Source organism: Pantoea sp. B550, assembly GCF_024158165.1.
Classification (GTDB): Bacteria; Pseudomonadota; Gammaproteobacteria; order Enterobacterales; family Enterobacteriaceae; genus Pantoea; species Pantoea alfalfae.
In genome coordinates, this window is the sequence record NZ_JAMYXI010000003.1 from 949135 (window position 1) to 964063 (window position 14929).

General features: G+C 55.3%; 15 protein-coding genes. 4 read left to right on the forward strand and 11 right to left on the reverse strand.

Annotated elements, in window-relative coordinates; genetic code table 11:
• Positions 1-63: 63 nt before the first annotated feature.
• The 3 genes from NIM72_RS07395 to trmJ form a co-directional block, all read right to left on the reverse strand.
• Positions 64-1224 (reverse strand): IscS subfamily cysteine desulfurase, encoded by a 1161-nt coding sequence (locus NIM72_RS07395; protein ID WP_161734361.1) that lies wholly within the window; start codon positions 1222-1224, stop codon positions 64-66.
• Positions 1225-1312: 88 nt separating this feature from the next.
• Positions 1313-1810 (reverse strand): Fe-S cluster assembly transcriptional regulator IscR, encoded by a 498-nt coding sequence (gene iscR, locus NIM72_RS07400; RefSeq protein WP_013358736.1) that lies wholly within the window; start codon positions 1808-1810, stop codon positions 1313-1315.
• Positions 1811-1940: 130 nt separating this feature from the next.
• Positions 1941-2693: a tRNA (cytosine(32)/uridine(32)-2'-O)-methyltransferase TrmJ gene (gene trmJ / locus NIM72_RS07405; protein ID WP_161734363.1), complete on the reverse strand. Its 753-nt coding sequence runs from the start codon at positions 2691-2693 to the stop codon at positions 1941-1943.
• Positions 2694-2825: 132 nt separating this feature from the next.
• On the opposite strand from trmJ, the gene suhB reads away from it, so the two are divergent.
• Positions 2826-3629, forward strand: coding sequence for an inositol-1-monophosphatase (suhB, locus tag NIM72_RS07410; protein ID WP_013358738.1), 804 nt, complete (start codon positions 2826-2828; stop codon positions 3627-3629).
• Positions 3630-3692: 63 nt separating this feature from the next.
• Here the strand turns inward: suhB and NIM72_RS07415 are convergent, their stop codons facing one another.
• The 3 genes from NIM72_RS07415 to NIM72_RS07425 all read right to left on the reverse strand — a co-directional run bounded on the left by NIM72_RS07415 (position 3693) and on the right by NIM72_RS07425 (position 6509).
• Positions 3693-4706 carry a TIGR04086 family membrane protein gene (locus NIM72_RS07415; RefSeq protein ID WP_013358739.1) on the reverse strand — a complete coding sequence of 338 codons (1014 nt, stop codon included), beginning with the start codon at positions 4704-4706 and terminating at the stop codon, positions 3693-3695.
• Between the two features lie 205 nt (positions 4707-4911).
• Positions 4912-5892, reverse strand: a complete 981-nt coding sequence (locus NIM72_RS07420) for a nickel/cobalt transporter (protein WP_161734367.1) — start codon at positions 5890-5892, stop codon at positions 4912-4914.
• Positions 5883-6509 (reverse strand): DUF1007 family protein, encoded by a 627-nt coding sequence (locus NIM72_RS07425; protein WP_161734369.1) that lies wholly within the window; start codon positions 6507-6509, stop codon positions 5883-5885. The genes NIM72_RS07420 and NIM72_RS07425 overlap by 10 nt, the downstream gene beginning before the upstream one ends.
• 155 nt (positions 6510-6664) lie before the next feature.
• On the opposite strand from NIM72_RS07425, the gene csiE reads away from it, so the two are divergent.
• Positions 6665-7933: a stationary phase inducible protein CsiE gene (gene csiE / locus NIM72_RS07430; protein WP_253419666.1), complete on the forward strand. Its 1269-nt coding sequence runs from the start codon at positions 6665-6667 to the stop codon at positions 7931-7933.
• Here the strand turns inward: csiE and NIM72_RS07435 are convergent.
• Entirely contained in the window at positions 7915-9060 is a 1146-nt protein-coding gene (locus NIM72_RS07435) for a 3-phenylpropionate MFS transporter (RefSeq protein ID WP_253419669.1), read from the reverse strand. The two genes, csiE and NIM72_RS07435, sit on opposite strands and share 19 nt — an antisense overlap.
• A gap of 128 nt (positions 9061-9188) precedes the next feature.
• Positions 9189-10442, reverse strand: coding sequence for a serine hydroxymethyltransferase (gene glyA / locus NIM72_RS07440; protein ID WP_161734376.1), 1254 nt, complete (start codon positions 10440-10442; stop codon positions 9189-9191).
• A 325-nt stretch (positions 10443-10767) separates the two neighbouring features.
• Between glyA and hmpA the strand changes: the two genes are divergently transcribed.
• Positions 10768-11952, forward strand: a complete 1185-nt coding sequence (gene hmpA, locus NIM72_RS07445; protein WP_253419672.1) for an NO-inducible flavohemoprotein — start codon at positions 10768-10770, stop codon at positions 11950-11952.
• A complete protein-coding gene (locus tag NIM72_RS07450) occupies positions 11953-12381 on the forward strand; it encodes a hypothetical protein (RefSeq protein WP_253419675.1) in 429 nt (142 codons plus the stop codon).
• 22 nt (positions 12382-12403) lie between these two features.
• Here the strand turns inward: NIM72_RS07450 and glnB are convergent, their stop codons facing one another.
• The 3 genes from glnB to qseG all read right to left on the reverse strand — a co-directional run bounded on the left by glnB (position 12404) and on the right by qseG (position 14929).
• Complete coding sequence (glnB, locus tag NIM72_RS07455) at positions 12404-12742, reverse strand: nitrogen regulatory protein P-II (protein ID WP_003848647.1); 339 nt, start codon at positions 12740-12742, stop codon at positions 12404-12406.
• Between the two features lie 184 nt (positions 12743-12926).
• Positions 12927-14261: a two-component system response regulator GlrR gene (gene glrR / locus NIM72_RS07460; RefSeq protein ID WP_161736192.1), complete on the reverse strand. Its 1335-nt coding sequence runs from the start codon at positions 14259-14261 to the stop codon at positions 12927-12929.
• A complete protein-coding gene (gene qseG, locus NIM72_RS07465) occupies positions 14261-14929 on the reverse strand; it encodes a two-component system QseEF-associated lipoprotein QseG (protein ID WP_107320023.1) in 669 nt (222 codons plus the stop codon). The genes glrR and qseG overlap by 1 nt, the downstream gene beginning before the upstream one ends.

Consider the following 14929-nt stretch of genomic DNA (forward strand, 5'->3'; position numbering starts at 1 on the left):
ATTCCGCCGGACGTTGCCAGCGAAGCGCCCATATTGGCGCAGTTTCCGGACTATGACCGGGTATCAGGATTTCATTAAGGCCCGCAGCCGGGTCACCGACTTCTGCACCAGGGCAATGGCGTAGTCGATCTCTTCCTCGGTCGTGAAGCGTCCCAGCGAGAAGCGCAGCGAACTGTGCGCCAGCTCCTCACTTACGCCCAGCGCGCGTAAAACATAGGAAGGCTCCAGGCTGGCAGAGGTACAGGCCGAGCCGGAAGAGAGGGCCAGATCTTTCAGCGCCATGATCAGGGATTCACCCTCAACGTCAGCGAAACTGATATTAAGAATGTTCGGCGCACGCTGATGCGGGTCGCCATTGAGGGTAATGTCCGGCAATACGCTGATACCCTGCCACAGACGATCGCGCAGCGCCTGCAGACGCGCCATCTCGGTTTCGCGCTCTTCTGCCGCGATACGATAGGCCTCGCCCATGCCGACAATCTGATGCACCGGCAGGGTGCCGGAGCGCATCCCGCGTTCATGTCCGCCGCCGTGGATCTGCGCAGCGATTAGTACGCGCGGTTTACGCCGCACATAGAGCGCGCCAATGCCTTTCGGTCCATAGAGTTTGTGAGCTGAAAAGGACATTAAATCGATCGGTAACTGGCTGAGATCGATGGGCAACTTACCGACGCTCTGGGTCGCATCGACATGGAACAGAATCTCACGTTCGCGGCAGAGTTCGCCAAAGGCGGCAATATCCTGAATCACCCCGGTTTCATTATTCACGTGCATCAGAGTGACTAAAATGGTGTCGTCGCGTAGCGCCGCACGCAGCTGGTCAGGCGTGATAATGCCGTTTGCCGCCGGCGCCAGATACGTGACATCAAAACCTTCGCGCTCCAGCTGCTGACAGCTGTCGAGCACCGCTTTGTGTTCCGTCTGGCTGGTGATGATATGTTTGCCGCGCGCCTGATGGGCATGGGCTGCGCCTTTAATCGCGAGGTTATCGGATTCGGTGGCGCCAGAGGTAAAGACGATTTCGCGCGGATCGGCGTTGACCAGTTCGGCGATCTGATTGCGGGCAACATCGACCGCTTCTTCAGACTGCCAGCCAAAACGGTGCGATCGCGAAGCCGGATTACCGAACGTGCCATCCAGCGTCAGAAACTGCATCATTTTGCTGGCCACACGCGGATCGGCCGGCGTGGTGGCGGCATAATCCAGGTAAATCGGTAATTTCATTGCGCTACAGCTCCGTATTGAAAATCATACGTCTTTATAGCAGATTCGGCCCTGACCGCGTTAGCAGTAAGGGCCGCAATAGCGGGGACTACGAGGCGCGCTGGTTGACGTTAATTTCCTGCGAACGCGGGCTCTGGAAGCGGCGATTATCGATCGCATTCTGACGATCGGCCACATCCAGAATCTCCTGATTATTCACCAGCTCAGCCAGCGTAATATTGTTCAGGAAGTCACTGATACGTACGCTCAGATCGCGCCACAGAACGTGGGTCAGACAACGCTCGCCGCCCTGGCAGCCTTCTTTGCCCTGGCATTTGGTCGCATCAACCGACTCATCAACCGCAGTAATTACCTCGCCGACAGAGATGGTGTCTGACGCTTTACCCAGCAGATAACCGCCACCCGGGCCACGAACGCTGGAAACCAGGTCGTTTTTACGCAGTCGGGAGAATAACTGCTCCAGATAGGAGAGCGAGATGCCCTGACGTTCTGAAATATCAGCCAGCGGGACCGGACCTTCATGGGAGTGAAGGGCAACGTCCAGCATTGCAGTAACGGCATAACGTCCTTTGGATGTCAGTCTCATAGCGTACAACCTCAATAGCGTCCGGTTATCGGAGGATTAGCAACAGATGCCATGAAGTCTGACATTCCCGAGTAAATTGGTCAACTATTTAACCTGGTAAATTAGTCAGGTATTTAACCAGGTAATTTACTCAACTATTATCTGCTTCTTTTTTCTCGTTTTTCCGCTTTTCAAACGACGAAAGCATACCGCGCAGGATGTTGAGTTCATCACGTTCCGGACGGGCGCGGGTATAAAGACGACGCAGTTTGCTCATCACCTGGCCTGGATTGGCTTCGCGGATAAAGCCGCTGTTCAGCATCATCTGTTCCATATGCTGATAGAAGCGCTCAAGGTCATCCACCAGCGGATAAGGGGATTCTTCATACTTCGGTGGCGGGCTGGCCTGCTCCTGAGACTGTAACCATGCCATGCGCACTTCATAGGCGATAATCTGTACCGCCATCGCCAGATTCAGTGAGCTGTACTCCGGGTTGGCCTGAATCGCGACGTGATAGTGACACTTCTGCAACTCTTCGTTAGTCAGGCCGACACGTTCACGACCAAACACCAGTGCGACCGGTGCCTGCTGGCCCTCTTCCACGCTTTTTACGCCGCATTCACGCGCATCCAGCATCGGCCAGGGCAGCGAACGTGAACGTGCGCTGGTACCGACCACCAGACTGCATCCGGCGATGGCCTCATCCAGTGAATCAACGATTTTTGCGTCGCCGATAACGTCACTGGCACCGGCAGCCAGGGAGATCGCCTGTGAGTCGGGTTTGACCAGCGGATTAACCAGATAGAGGTTGGTTAAGCCCATGGTTTTCATGGCGCGCGCAACGGAGCCCATGTTACCGGTGTGAGAAGTCTCGACCAGTACGATACGAATATTTTGCAACATGATTAGGGATACTCAGAAACGGGTCAGTAAAATCAGTGGAGAGAATCGTAACATAAAGCAGGACATTTACCGAACACGCTGCTATACTCCGCGCCGTTTTCCCCGTTCTTTAACATCCAGCGAGAGATACCGATGCATCCCATGCTCAACATTGCCGTGCGCGCAGCGCGCAAGGCCGGAAATTTAATTGCCAAATATTATGAAACCCCGGACGCCGTCGAAGCCAGCCAGAAAGGCAGCAACGACTTCGTAACCAATGTTGACCGCGAAGCAGAACGCCTGATTATCGAAATTATTCGTAAATCTTACCCGAAACATACCATCATCACTGAAGAAAGCGGTGAACTGGCGGGCGAAGATCAGGACGTTCAATGGGTTATCGATCCGCTGGATGGCACTTCTAACTTCATCAAACGTCTGCCCCACTTTGCTGTTTCTATCGCTGTGCGCATCAAAGGCCGCACTGAAGTCGCCGTCGTTTATGATCCAATGCGCAATGAACTGTTCACCTCTTCACGTGGCCAGGGCGCTCAGCTGAATGGCTATCGTCTGCGTGGCAGCATTGCCCGCGATCTGGATGGCACCGTTCTGGCAACGGGCTTCCCGTTCAAAATGAAGCAGCACGCGCCAGCTTACATGAACATCCTGACCAAACTCTTTACACAGTGCGCTGACTTCCGTCGCACCGGCTCTGCTGCGCTGGATCTGGCCTATGTGGCTGCGGGTCGCGTAGATGGCTATTTTGAGATTGGCCTGAAGCCGTGGGATTTTGCGGCGGGTGAACTGCTGGTTCGTGAAGCGGGTGGTCTGGTCACTGACTTCACCGGTAACCACGGTTATCTGCTGTCAGGTAACCTGGTCGCGGGTAACCCGCGCGTGGTGAAAGCTATGCTGTCGAACATGCGTGATGAGCTGAGCGAAGCGTTAAAACGCTAAGTTTCATTACGGAAAAAGGCGGCTTTTCAGCCGCCTTTTTTATTGCCTGCTAATCAGTGATGATTAACGACGTTCGTGTGCCAGCACCTGACGGGGCTGAGTACGACGACCCACCATACCCATCACACCAGCCAGTACGGCTTCGATGATCAGCAGAATCAGGGCATACCAGCTCGCTTTAGCGGTCGCAGCAGCGGCTTTTTCGCCCGCTTCACGTGCTTTCTGCTCAGCCTGCTGTTTCAGTTCATTATACTTCTGGACGGCCTGCTGATAGCTCTGCTCGGTTTTCGCAACGATCTGATCCACTTCCTCATCGCTTTTACCGGTACGCGCTTTAATGATATTTTTCAGTGCGTCACGATCGGCTGCCTGCAGAGTATCTGAATGACGATCCATTACACCTTTTACCCAGTTAGTCAGATCGGTATCCGCTGTCTGTGGGTGGTTCGCAGTGTTGTTAGCCTGGTTTTCCGCATTCTGCGCTTCTTTATTTGCGTCCTGCTTCAGATTCTCTGGCTGTAATTCCGGCTTACCGGTCTGACGTAATGTGGTTTCCAGTTCGTTTTGCAGGTTGTCTAAATTAATATTATTTTCCTGCAGCTTTTCTTTTGCCATTTGAGTAACCGAAGGCGCAGCAGCGGAAATACCACTACCCAGCGCCTGGAAGCCTGAACCCACAATATTCATCGCGCCGCCTAATACGCTGGTTGCCAGCGCAATAGCCAGGTAAATAGTGAAAATTGTGCTAAGGCCAAACATCAGTAAACCGTGCAGTGCGCCTTCACGCTGTGCCAGTCGGCCGGCAACATAACTACCTGCCGCCATCGCAACCAGCATCTCAATAGCCGTCCAGACCAGCGCGCCAGTGCCAAGGCCGTCCAGCGGATTCTGTTCTTTCATCGGATCAATGGTGGTGGCCCCAATGGCTGTGCCCAGCAGCGTCAGAATGATATGAACGATTAATGCACAAATAACACCGGCAAAGACCGCGCTCCAGGAAATACGTTTTAACGGTAGTCCTGCCGGCCCGGTCGCCAGCGTTTCGGTGTAGCCATTATTAATACGGGTATCAGCCATGAAATATACTCCTCGCAATAAACAGCAAGCTGTTCTGATCTTTTATCATCCCGACGGCGGAATGCCGTTTTGGTATTAACAGCGTAGACAGGGAATAGTGATTTCACCACTAAACTGCCCCGAGAAAAAAAATAAAGAGATGAATTCAGAGATAATTAGCGAGATAAGTATAACCGCGGGAATTTTATTCCCGCTGCGTTTATAGTCAGAAGGGTCGAATTCCGCCGCCCGGCGTGAGTTGTGCTGACTGCCATAATGCGATACCCGCCACAATTAAAATCAGGCTACCGGTTAAGGCCAGCGTTGGCATTAGTAGTCGCGAGATACCTGAGACAGCACCAGGTTGTGCCAGCCGCTGCGCCACCGAACGCGCCTGCTGAACCAGCAGGCCAATCGCCGAAATGGTCAGTGCCGTGCCGACCGCCATCACGGCAGCAGAGAGAATGCCCCAGCCATAAACACCTATTACTTTGGCAAACAGCAGCATCATAATCGCGCCGGAACAGGGGCGTAATCCCATCGATACCACCACCAGCAGCTGGGTTTTCCAGCTAATGTTGCCGCTCATCTGCTGCGGCGTCGGCAGATGCGCATGTCCGCAGCCACAATGTTCATCATGCTGATGGTGAGCACGGAAGGCGCGGAACACCGGAGCTGGCCGCGGACGCAATGCCCGCCACAATGAGCGCAGCGCCCGATAGCCGATCATCACACCCAGCCCAATCACCAGCAGATAACTGCCCTTCTCCAGCCAGAAACTGCTGAGATGCAGCTGGCGCGACGAGGTTTTCAGCAGCACCAGCATCACCGTTACCAGCACAATCGCGACTGAGCCCTGCAACAGTGAGGCGAGCAGCGTCAGCCTGATACTGGTTCTGACGCGGCTCGGATGGGTCGCCAGAAAAGTCGCGATAACAACTTTGCCGTGGCCCGGCCCCAGCGCGTGCAGCACACCATATAGCAGGCTGAATATCACCAGCGACATGCCAGCCTGATGGGGCTGCTCCGCCACCTGTTGTAACAGCTGGGTCATCTGCCGGTGCAGATCTTTCTGCCACAGCACGCTCTGCAGCAAAATCTGCGACCAGTAAAGCCAGACCAGCAGCGCGCCGCCTATGAAGAGTCCCGCCAGCAACCACAGAGGCCAGAGCCGGGAAGCGCGCAGGGGCGCAGAAATTACTGACATGTCAGTACCACCGTTTGTGCGAACTGGCGGCCTAAATCCATCTCCTCTGCAGGCGCGTCGGCTTTATCCAGCGACAGCGCATACTGCTTCAGAGAGTCATTAGGTTTTGGCGTATTGAGCGCAAATTTACAGCGGGTCTGCAATGCCGGCGGCAGCGTTAACGCGCCGGGATTGTCATAGAACATATCGACGAAGTAAGTGGGATCGAAGGTCAGGATCTCAAAGCGCTGCCCGGCCAGCGTCGGGGGTTCCGCCAGCGGCAGAACAAATTCCAGTACCGCTTTGTGGCCGTTACGCGACAGATTATATTCCGTTGGCAGATTCAAAAACTTTACCCGCTGTTGGTTGTGCCAGATTTCAGAAAAGTAGTGCTGGCCCAGTACGTTCGCCATCACGCCCGCCGCCAGCTTTTTCCACACCACGCTGCCTGGCTTCGCCTCGCCCGCGTCATACAGCAGATCGGCGGAGGTGATCTCATCCATGGTCCAGGTCATCTTTAATCCGGTGAAGGTGTCACCCTGCACCACCAGTTCGGTTTTCATATCGATGAAACTGTGAGGATGGGCCAGCAGAGCCGGACTTAATACCATCAGTAAGGCAAAGAGTGCGCGTTTCATAATGTTATAAAGTAACGTTCCTGATGAAAAGAATCTATAAGTAACAAAATTTTGTGACCCGCTTTAAACCTCCGGCAAATAAACCGCGTAAACCGCGCGGGCGCTGACCGGGTTGACTACGCTTAGCTCAAAATAGTCTGCTGGAAATCTGATTGATGAGTTCTGCTACCCCTTTGGCACCACTCTTCACCCGTTCACAGCGTCAGTGCCATCTTTTATTGTTGCTGTTTCTGCCCGCACCCGTGCTTACGCTTGAAAAAATCTGCCAGCTGAATGGCATCGATCCTGCCGTTGCCCGACAGGATATCGCGGATGTAGGCCTTGAGATACAGCGATATCACCAGCTGGAATTGCATCAGATGGTGGATGGCAGCTTTCGTCTTCATGGTACAGAGTTGGACCGTCGCCTTTGTCTGCTGCACAACCTGCGACGCAGTCTGCGTTTATCGCAGGATTTTGTCTGCGAGCATTTTGCTGCGCCCCTGCGCCAGCGCCTGAAGGTCATGAAGATTGAGAAAGCGTTGTGGGATGAGACCAATTTACAGGCGCTGATTCAGCATTGCAGCCTGCGTCTGAAGCGTGATTTCAGCGAACGCGACCGGCTTTTTCTGCAGATATTTATGAAGTATGGCTTGTGCCAGCGTCAGCCGGTGCTGTTCAGTGAGGCGCAGTCCCTCTGGCTGCAGCAGAAGCCTGAGCGGCAGGCCGCCGAAGATGTGATACATCACTGGCGAAAACGCTGCCATCTTGCCCCGCATGTCAGTGAAACCGACTTCTGGACGCTGCTGTTTAGCCAGATTCATACGCCGGTCGTGGACGCGGTTGCACATCCTGCTGAACAGCAGTTGATGAACGCGACGCAGCAACTGATCAATGACTTTGAAGCCTGTGCCGAAATCACCTTTGCTGACCGCGACGAACTGCTGCACCAGCTCTATCCGCATCTGGCGCAGGCACTCGATCGCACTCACTTTACTATCGGTATCGACAATTGCGTGGCACTGGATGTCAGCCGACTCTATCCTCGCCTGCTGCGTACGACTCAGCAGGCCCTGCAGGCTTTTGAACAGCACTACAACATTACTTTTACGCCGGAAGAGGTGAGTTTAGTCACCATTATTTTTGGTGCCTGGCTGATGCAGGAGAGTGCGCTGCAGGAGAAGCAGGTCCTGATACTGACCGGCGACGATGCCGACCTGGAGCAGGATGTGGAACAGCAGATCCGGGAGATCACGCTGCTGCCGATCAATATTTCTTATCTGGATGTGAAGCAGTTTCAGCGGGATGGCGCGCCACGGGACACCGACATCATTATCTCGCCCTACCCGACCTCGCTGCCCTTGTTCTCACCGCCGCTGGTGCATGCTGAACTGCCGCTGACGCTGCATCATCAGCAGCGCATTCGTTATTTACTGGAGTCGTAGCCGGGACGCAGAAACAGTGCGGGCAGGGCTACCAGTGCCATCACCCAGAAAAGATGCCCCTGCAGATGCGCGAACAGCACGCCGCAGATCATGGTCATTATCGCAATACCCCCGCCCATCGCCAGCGCGGAATAGAGTGACTGCAGCCGGATCACTTCCGCTCCCTGCCGCGCCGCGATAAAGCGCATCGCCGCCAGATGACAGACGGTGAAACTGCCACAGTGAAGGATTTGCGCCACAATCAGCAGCGGCAGCGCGGTGCTGGCTCCCAGCAGGCCCCAGCGAATGAGCGCGCAGATGCCTGAAAGCAGCAGCAGGTCACGCGCGCGCCAGCGGCGGAACAGGCGGTTGCTCAGAGCGAACACGATAATTTCCGCTACCACGCCCAGCGACCAGAGATAACCCACCGTTGAGGCGGAGTAGCCGCTCTCCTGCCACCAGATAGCACTGAAGCCGTAATAGGCAGCATGCGCGCCCTGCAGCAGCGTCACGCAGAGCATAAATCGCCATACAGCATTTTCACGCAGCAAATCATGCCATTCCTGCCAGCCGCCTGCAGCACCCTGACGCTCATGACCCTGTGGCTGGGTGGCTGGTCTCAGCATCATGCCAGCGAGCATGGCGATGACACCGACGGAAAGCAGCAGCAGAATGGCCTGAGAGGAGTAAGCACTGACCAGCACGCCGGTTAACGCCGAGCTGATTACAAAGGCCAGCGATCCCCACAGTCGCACCGGCCCGTACGCCAGCCCAATCTGCTGTGTCCAGGTAGCAGCCAGCGCATCGCTGAGCGGCACCAGCGGCGAGAAGAAGAGGTTGAAGCCGATCATCACAGTCAGCAGCCACATCCACTGCTCACCCACCCAGAAACCGGCAGCAAACAGAGAGGTCATCAGCGCCAGCAGACGTAGCGCCGTAATTAACCGGCCGGGATTCTTAACCTGCGAGGCAATAAGCAGACTACCGACGAAGCGCGCAACCATACCACAGCCGAGCAGCAGGCCAATCTTCTCAGCATCCAGACCGGTGCCTTTCAGCCACACGCCCCAGAATGGCAGATAGATGCCGTAACAGAAGAAGTAAGTGAAGTAGCCCAATCCGAGCCATCTGGCGGAGCCGATTGCCATATTCCCTCCAGCAGGTTTGCTGCCTCGCAGCATAAGTGGGCGCTACTCTGGCAGAGCCCTGCGGCACAGGCAATAAAAAAGGATGGCAGATGCCATCCTTTTTATGCTGTCTCACAACAGGTTAGCGATTAAGCGTAGACCGGCAGACGGCTGCAGATATCCAGCACTTTCTTCTTGGTGCGCTCAATGGTCGCTTCGTCATTGATGTTATCCAGCACATCGGCGATCCAGCCAGCCAGCTCACGTACGTCTGCCTCTTTGAAGCCACGACGGGTAACCGCTGGTGTACCGATACGGATACCAGACGTCACAAACGGGCTTTTCGGATCGTTTGGCACGCTGTTCTTGTTAACCGTGATGTTGGCACGGCCCAGCGCCGCATCGGCTTCTTTACCGGTCAGGTTCTTGCTCACCAGATCGATCAGGAACAGATGGTTATGCGTGCCGCCAGACACGATGTCATAGCCACGCTCGATCAGCACTTCTACCATCGCTTTGGCGTTTTTTGCCACCTGCTGCTGGTAGGTTTTGAACTCCGGCTCCATCGCCTCTTTGAAGGCAACCGCTTTACCGGCGATAACGTGCATCAGTGGACCACCCTGACCGCCAGGGAAGACAGCAGAGTTCAGTTTCTTATAGAAATCTTCATCACCGTTTTTCGCCAGAATGATGCCGCCGCGCGGACCCGCCAGCGTTTTGTGGGTGGTGGAGGTCACGATGTGCGCATGCGGGATCGGACTTGGGTAAACGTCAGCAGCAATCAGGCCAGCAACGTGTGCCATATCGACAAACAGCCAGGCTCCCACGCTGTCTGCGATTTCGCGCATTTTCGCCCAGTCACAGACGCCGGAGTACGCCGAGAATCCGCCTACGATCATTTTTGGCTTGTGGGTTTTCGCCAGTTCAGCCAGTTCGTCGTAGTCAATTTTACCGGTCTCATCGATACCGTAAGCCACGACGTTATAGAGTTTGCCCGACAGGTTAACCGGTGAGCCGTGAGTCAGGTGCCCACCGTGCGCCAGGTTCATCCCCAGAATAGTATCGCCCGGCTGCAGCAGCGCGGTGTAAACCGCAAAGTTAGCCTGTGAACCTGAGTGTGGCTGCACGTTAGCGTAATCGGCACCAAACAGTTCTTTTGCGCGATCGATCGCCAGCTGCTCAACGATATCAACGTACTCACAGCCGCCGTAGTAGCGTTTGCCCGGATAGCCTTCAGCGTATTTATTGGTGAGCTGAGAACCCTGTGCCTGCATAACACGCGGGCTGGTGTAGTTTTCAGAAGCAATCAGTTCAATGTGCTCTTCCTGACGCACTGTCTCCTGCTCCATCGCCTGCCACAACTCGGCATCGTAATCGGCAATGTTCATATCACGCTTTAACATCCGGATCTCCTGACTCAGCTAACTTTCTGACGGTATTTACCCCCCTTCAGGGGCGAAGGCCCACAGTGTAAACCGTTTTAACAGGTGAAGGTAGGGTGAACCTCCTCTTTTTACGCAAACGATTGGCTGGCTACTGGCACAGCATTTTTACACCTTTTTACCCTGTTCAGAGGCCACGTTTTTTCTTCAGGCTGTGCAGAAGGTTTTCTTGATGCACTAAAAAGTTGCCACTCAGACAAGCAGAAAGTTCATTGGATTATTTACACCGCAGACGAAGCGGCTATAAGATGCATTTAAAATACATGTTTAATAAGAGGCCGCCTTTATGCTTGATGCACACGCCATCGCCACCGTTAAATCGACCCTGCCTGCCATCGCCGCCTGCGGTCCAAAGCTTACCGCCCACTTCTATGACCGCATGCTGTCGCACCATCCGGAACTTAAAAACGTCTTCAATATGAATAACCAGCGTAATGGCGATCAGCGGGAAGCCCTGTTCAACGCCATCTGCGCCTATGGCGCAAACCTGGAGAATCTGGCCGTGCTGCTGCCTGCGGTGGAAAAGATTGCGCAGAAACATACCAGCCTGAATATCCAGCCTGCACAGTACGCCATCGTCGGTGAAAATCTGCTGGCAACCATTAAAGAACTGTTGGATCCGGGCGAAGAGGCGCTGGCGGCATGGGGCCAGGCTTACGGCGTGCTGGCAGAGGTATTCATCAATCGCGAAGAGGAAATTTATCAGGCCACAGAGCAGCAAACCGGCGGCTGGCGTGGCACCCGGGCGTTTCGCATCAGTGCGATTGAGCAGCAGAGCGAGGTGATTAAAAGCTTTACCTTCACGCCGGTGGATGGCGGCCCGGTTGCCGCCTTTAAGCCCGGTCAGTATCTGACAGTCCACCTGCAGCCTGCCAGCTTCGAACATCACCAGATTCGTCAGTACTCGCTGACGCATCTCAGCAACGGCAAAGAGTATCGCATCGCGGTGAAACGAGAAGCACAGGGCACCGTCTCCGGCTGGCTGCATCAGAATGGCAAGGTGGGTGATGAGCTGATGCTCGCCGCACCGCACGGCGACTTCTTCCTTGAGGTCAACCCTGTCACGCCTGTGGCGCTGATTTCTGCAGGCGTGGGTCAGACGCCGATGCTGGCGATGCTCCATGCGCTGGCAGCAAGCCAGCACCGCGCGCCGGTCAGCTGGCTGCATGCCGCAGAGAACGGCAAACAGCATGCATTTGGCCCGGAAGTGATAGCTACGGGCGCACAGCTCACCGATTTCGTCAGCGAGGTCTGGTATCGCGATCCCGCCGCTGAAGATGCCGGTCGCTATGACGCGCAGGGTCTGATGGATATCACCGCGCTTTCAGCACGCTTCACCTCACCCGACACCCACTTCTATCTCTGCGGTCCGCTGCCCTTTATGCAGCATGTGGTGGCGCAACTGCGCGATGCCAGCGTGGCAGATACACGCATTCATTACGAACTCTTTGGACCTCATAAAGGCATGTGATTGAGCGATAAAAAAGCCCGCGCTGCGGGCTTAGATTACTGGCAAACCCGATCTAAATCTGACAGCAATGAATCAGCTAAAAGCGCAGGGAATGCTCTCACCGCTAACCGTACCAGATTGAATCTGCCCAATGTGAGTCTTGCAGCAACGCATAAGCTCAAAGCGAAGGGAACACGGGCAGAAGAGGAAAGCGTCCCGCGCCATGGACAAAAACGCCAGGCGTTTTTGAACAACGCAACGCGTTGGCCCGACTACGGGCGCATCTCAGGGATGAGGTGCGTAATCGCGCGGGCCGAGCGTGCCATGGATGGCGCGTTTTGCGTCTTTCCGATCTGTCCGTGTTCCCAGAGCTGGCTCGATCTCAAAGCTATTCGTCCCAGGCTCCCCAGGCATAAAAAAAGCCCGCAGCGCGGGCTTCTTTTATGCTGATAAAGAGCTGATAAAAAGACTATCAGATCGCCTCTTCATCCTCTTCGCCCGTACGGATACGCACTACACGCGCCACGTCAAAGACGAAAATCTTACCGTCACCGATTTTGCCGGTCTGCGCCGTGCGCATAATGGTCTCGACGCAGGTATCAACGATATCGTCGCCCACCACCATCTCGATTTTCACTTTAGGTAAGAAATCGACCATATACTCTGCGCCGCGGTACAGCTCGGTGTGCCCTTTCTGGCGACCAAAGCCCTTTACTTCACTCACGGTCATCCCGGTGATGCCCACTTCCGCTAAGGCTTCACGAACATCATCGAGTTTGAATGGTTTGATAATCGCATCAATCTTTTTCATGTCAGACCCTTTTTCACTCCCTCCATGGTCAGAGGGTTTATCAAGTATAAATGTTACTGGCGCTGTCGGGCGGTAATATCCGGGTTTCTTCAGGTTGCCGCAAGCGCTGTCAGATTGTGCTGACTGCAACCATTCTGCGTCGGGCCTGAGCAGTCAACCTCCCGGTATCACTTCGCCGCCCCCGCTACTCTTTGAAATCACTGGCGTCCAGTTCATGACGAGACAGCAGCTTATAGAACTCCGTGCGATTACGCCCGGCCAGACGTGCGGCGTTGGTCACATTGCCTTTGGTCATCTGCAACAACTTGCGCAGATAGTTCAGCTCAAACTGATTGCGCGCCTCCGCAAATGTCGGCAACGCGCTGTTTTCACCGCTTAAGGCCTGCTCCACCAGCGCATCGCTAATCACCGGCGATGAACTCAGTGCCACGCACTGCTCAATCACGTTCACCAGCTGACGCACGTTGCCCGGCCAGCTGGCCGCCATCAGACGCTTCATTGCATCGACGGAAAAACTGCGAATCTGCGGTTTATGCCGTTCTGCCGCCTGACGTAACAGGTGATTAGCCAGCAGCGGGATATCTTCGGTGCGCTGATGCAGTGCCGGAATCTTCAGATTCACCACATTCAGACGATAGAAGAGATCCTCACGGAATTCCTTCTTCTCCATCGCCTTTGGCAGATCGCGATGGGTAGCTGAAATGATGCGCACGTCGATCTCAATATCGTGATCGCTGCCCAGCGGCCTGACCTTACGCTCCTGTAGCACCCGCAGCAATTTCACCTGCAGCGGTTGCGGCATATCGCCAATCTCATCCAGGAACAGCGTGCCGCCGCCAGCGGTTTTAAATAAACCGTCACGGGCACTGACGGCACCGGTGAACGCCCCTTTAGCGTGACCGAACAGCTCTGACTCCAGCAGTTGCTCCGGCAGTGCGCCACAGTTAATGGCGACAAACGGCTTGCCGTTGCGCGGGCTGGCGGCGTGAATCGCCTGCGCCAGCATCTCTTTACCGGTACCGCTCTGACCGTTAATCAGCACGCTGACATCCGACTGCGCCACCATGTGCGCCTGCTCCAGCAGCTTCAACATCAGCGGGCTGCGGGTGACAATCGCTTCGCGCCAGCGGTCATCACTGACCGGCACCTGCTGTGCCAGCGCCTCATCAATGGCTTTATAGAGCGCATCTTTGTCTACCGGTTTGGTCAGGAAGCTGAAAACGCCCTGCTGGGTGGCAGAGACCGCGTCCGGAATAGAGCCGTGCGCCGTCAGGATAATCACTGGCAAGTTGGTGTGGCGTTTCTGGATTTCGCCAAACAGCGCCAGACCGTCCATCTCATCCATACGCAGATCGCTGATCACCAGCTCAATTTTCTCTTTCTGCAGCAGACGCAACGCTTCGGGTCCGCTGCCTGCCGTGGTGACCTGATACCCTTCGCTGCGAAGACGCATGCCCAGCAGCTTCAGCAGGCTGGGATCGTCATCCACCAGCAGCAATTTTGCCGCTTGCCTCACCATTATTGCTCCTCATCCTGCGGCAGTGCCGTGCCGTGACCGCTGTCAGACACATCCGGGGCTTTGCGTGATGAAAGCTGACGCTCAATGTCAGTCAGCCGCTCCAGCTTATGCTGCGTGTCGCTGAGCTGCTGCTGCTGTTTCACCATCTGCTGGCGTATCGCCTCAAGCTGCGTATCACTGCTCTGCTGCAGATGGGCATAACGGGTGCGCGCTTCACTGAGGTCAAGCTGCGCGGTCTGATTACTGCGCCACAGCTGAATCAGCGGGCGCACAGACTGCGGAAAATCGCTGCTGTAGCGATCCAGGGTTTCAACATAGCGACGACGTTCAACAGGCGTCACGTTGCCGTTGGACATCAGTACGCCCTGCTTGAAGGCGCGCGACCAGTTTTCAGCCGGCCAGCGATGGGCTTCGGCACGGGCCTCCGCGGGAGAAAGACGTTCGGCACAGTCGATCGCCCGCATCCAGTAGAGGGTGTTACCCAGCGCCGTACTATTTTCTATCGGCCACAGGTCACTGCAACGGGTCGCCAGGTAATCAGCGATTCTGACCTCGGGTTCCGCCACCTGATGGCCTGACGGCAAAGAGGAGGTGGCCGGGGAGGTCGTACATCCGCTGAGGAGCAGCGTAGTCAGCGTGCTCAACAGCAAAGCGGGTAAATATTTCAT

Bases quoted from the DNA above. Each gene is read 5' to 3' on its own strand.
- NIM72_RS07395 (WP_161734361.1), bottom strand. From the start codon at position 1,224: ATGAAATTACCGATTTACCTGGATTATGCCGCCACCACGCCGGCCGAT.
- iscR (WP_013358736.1), bottom strand. From the start codon at position 1,810: ATGAGACTGACATCCAAAGGACGTTATGCCGTTACTGCAATGCTGGAC.
- trmJ (WP_161734363.1), bottom strand. From the start codon at position 2,693: ATGTTGCAAAATATTCGTATCGTACTGGTCGAGACTTCTCACACCGGT.
- suhB (WP_013358738.1), top strand. From the start codon at position 2,826: ATGCATCCCATGCTCAACATTGCCGTGCGCGCAGCGCGCAAGGCCGGA.
- NIM72_RS07415 (WP_013358739.1), bottom strand. From the start codon at position 4,706: ATGGCTGATACCCGTATTAATAATGGCTACACCGAAACGCTGGCGACC.
- NIM72_RS07420 (WP_161734367.1), bottom strand. From the start codon at position 5,892: ATGTCAGTAATTTCTGCGCCCCTGCGCGCTTCCCGGCTCTGGCCTCTG.
- NIM72_RS07425 (WP_161734369.1), bottom strand. From the start codon at position 6,509: ATGAAACGCGCACTCTTTGCCTTACTGATGGTATTAAGTCCGGCTCTG.
- csiE (WP_253419666.1), top strand. From the start codon at position 6,665: ATGAGTTCTGCTACCCCTTTGGCACCACTCTTCACCCGTTCACAGCGT.
- NIM72_RS07435 (WP_253419669.1), bottom strand. From the start codon at position 9,060: ATGGCAATCGGCTCCGCCAGATGGCTCGGATTGGGCTACTTCACTTAC.
- glyA (WP_161734376.1), bottom strand. From the start codon at position 10,442: ATGTTAAAGCGTGATATGAACATTGCCGATTACGATGCCGAGTTGTGG.
- hmpA (WP_253419672.1), top strand. From the start codon at position 10,768: ATGCTTGATGCACACGCCATCGCCACCGTTAAATCGACCCTGCCTGCC.
- glnB (WP_003848647.1), bottom strand. From the start codon at position 12,742: ATGAAAAAGATTGATGCGATTATCAAACCATTCAAACTCGATGATGTT.
- glrR (WP_161736192.1), bottom strand. From the start codon at position 14,261: ATGGTGAGGCAAGCGGCAAAATTGCTGCTGGTGGATGACGATCCCAGC.
- qseG (WP_107320023.1), bottom strand. From the start codon at position 14,929: ATGAAATATTTACCCGCTTTGCTGTTGAGCACGCTGACTACGCTGCTC.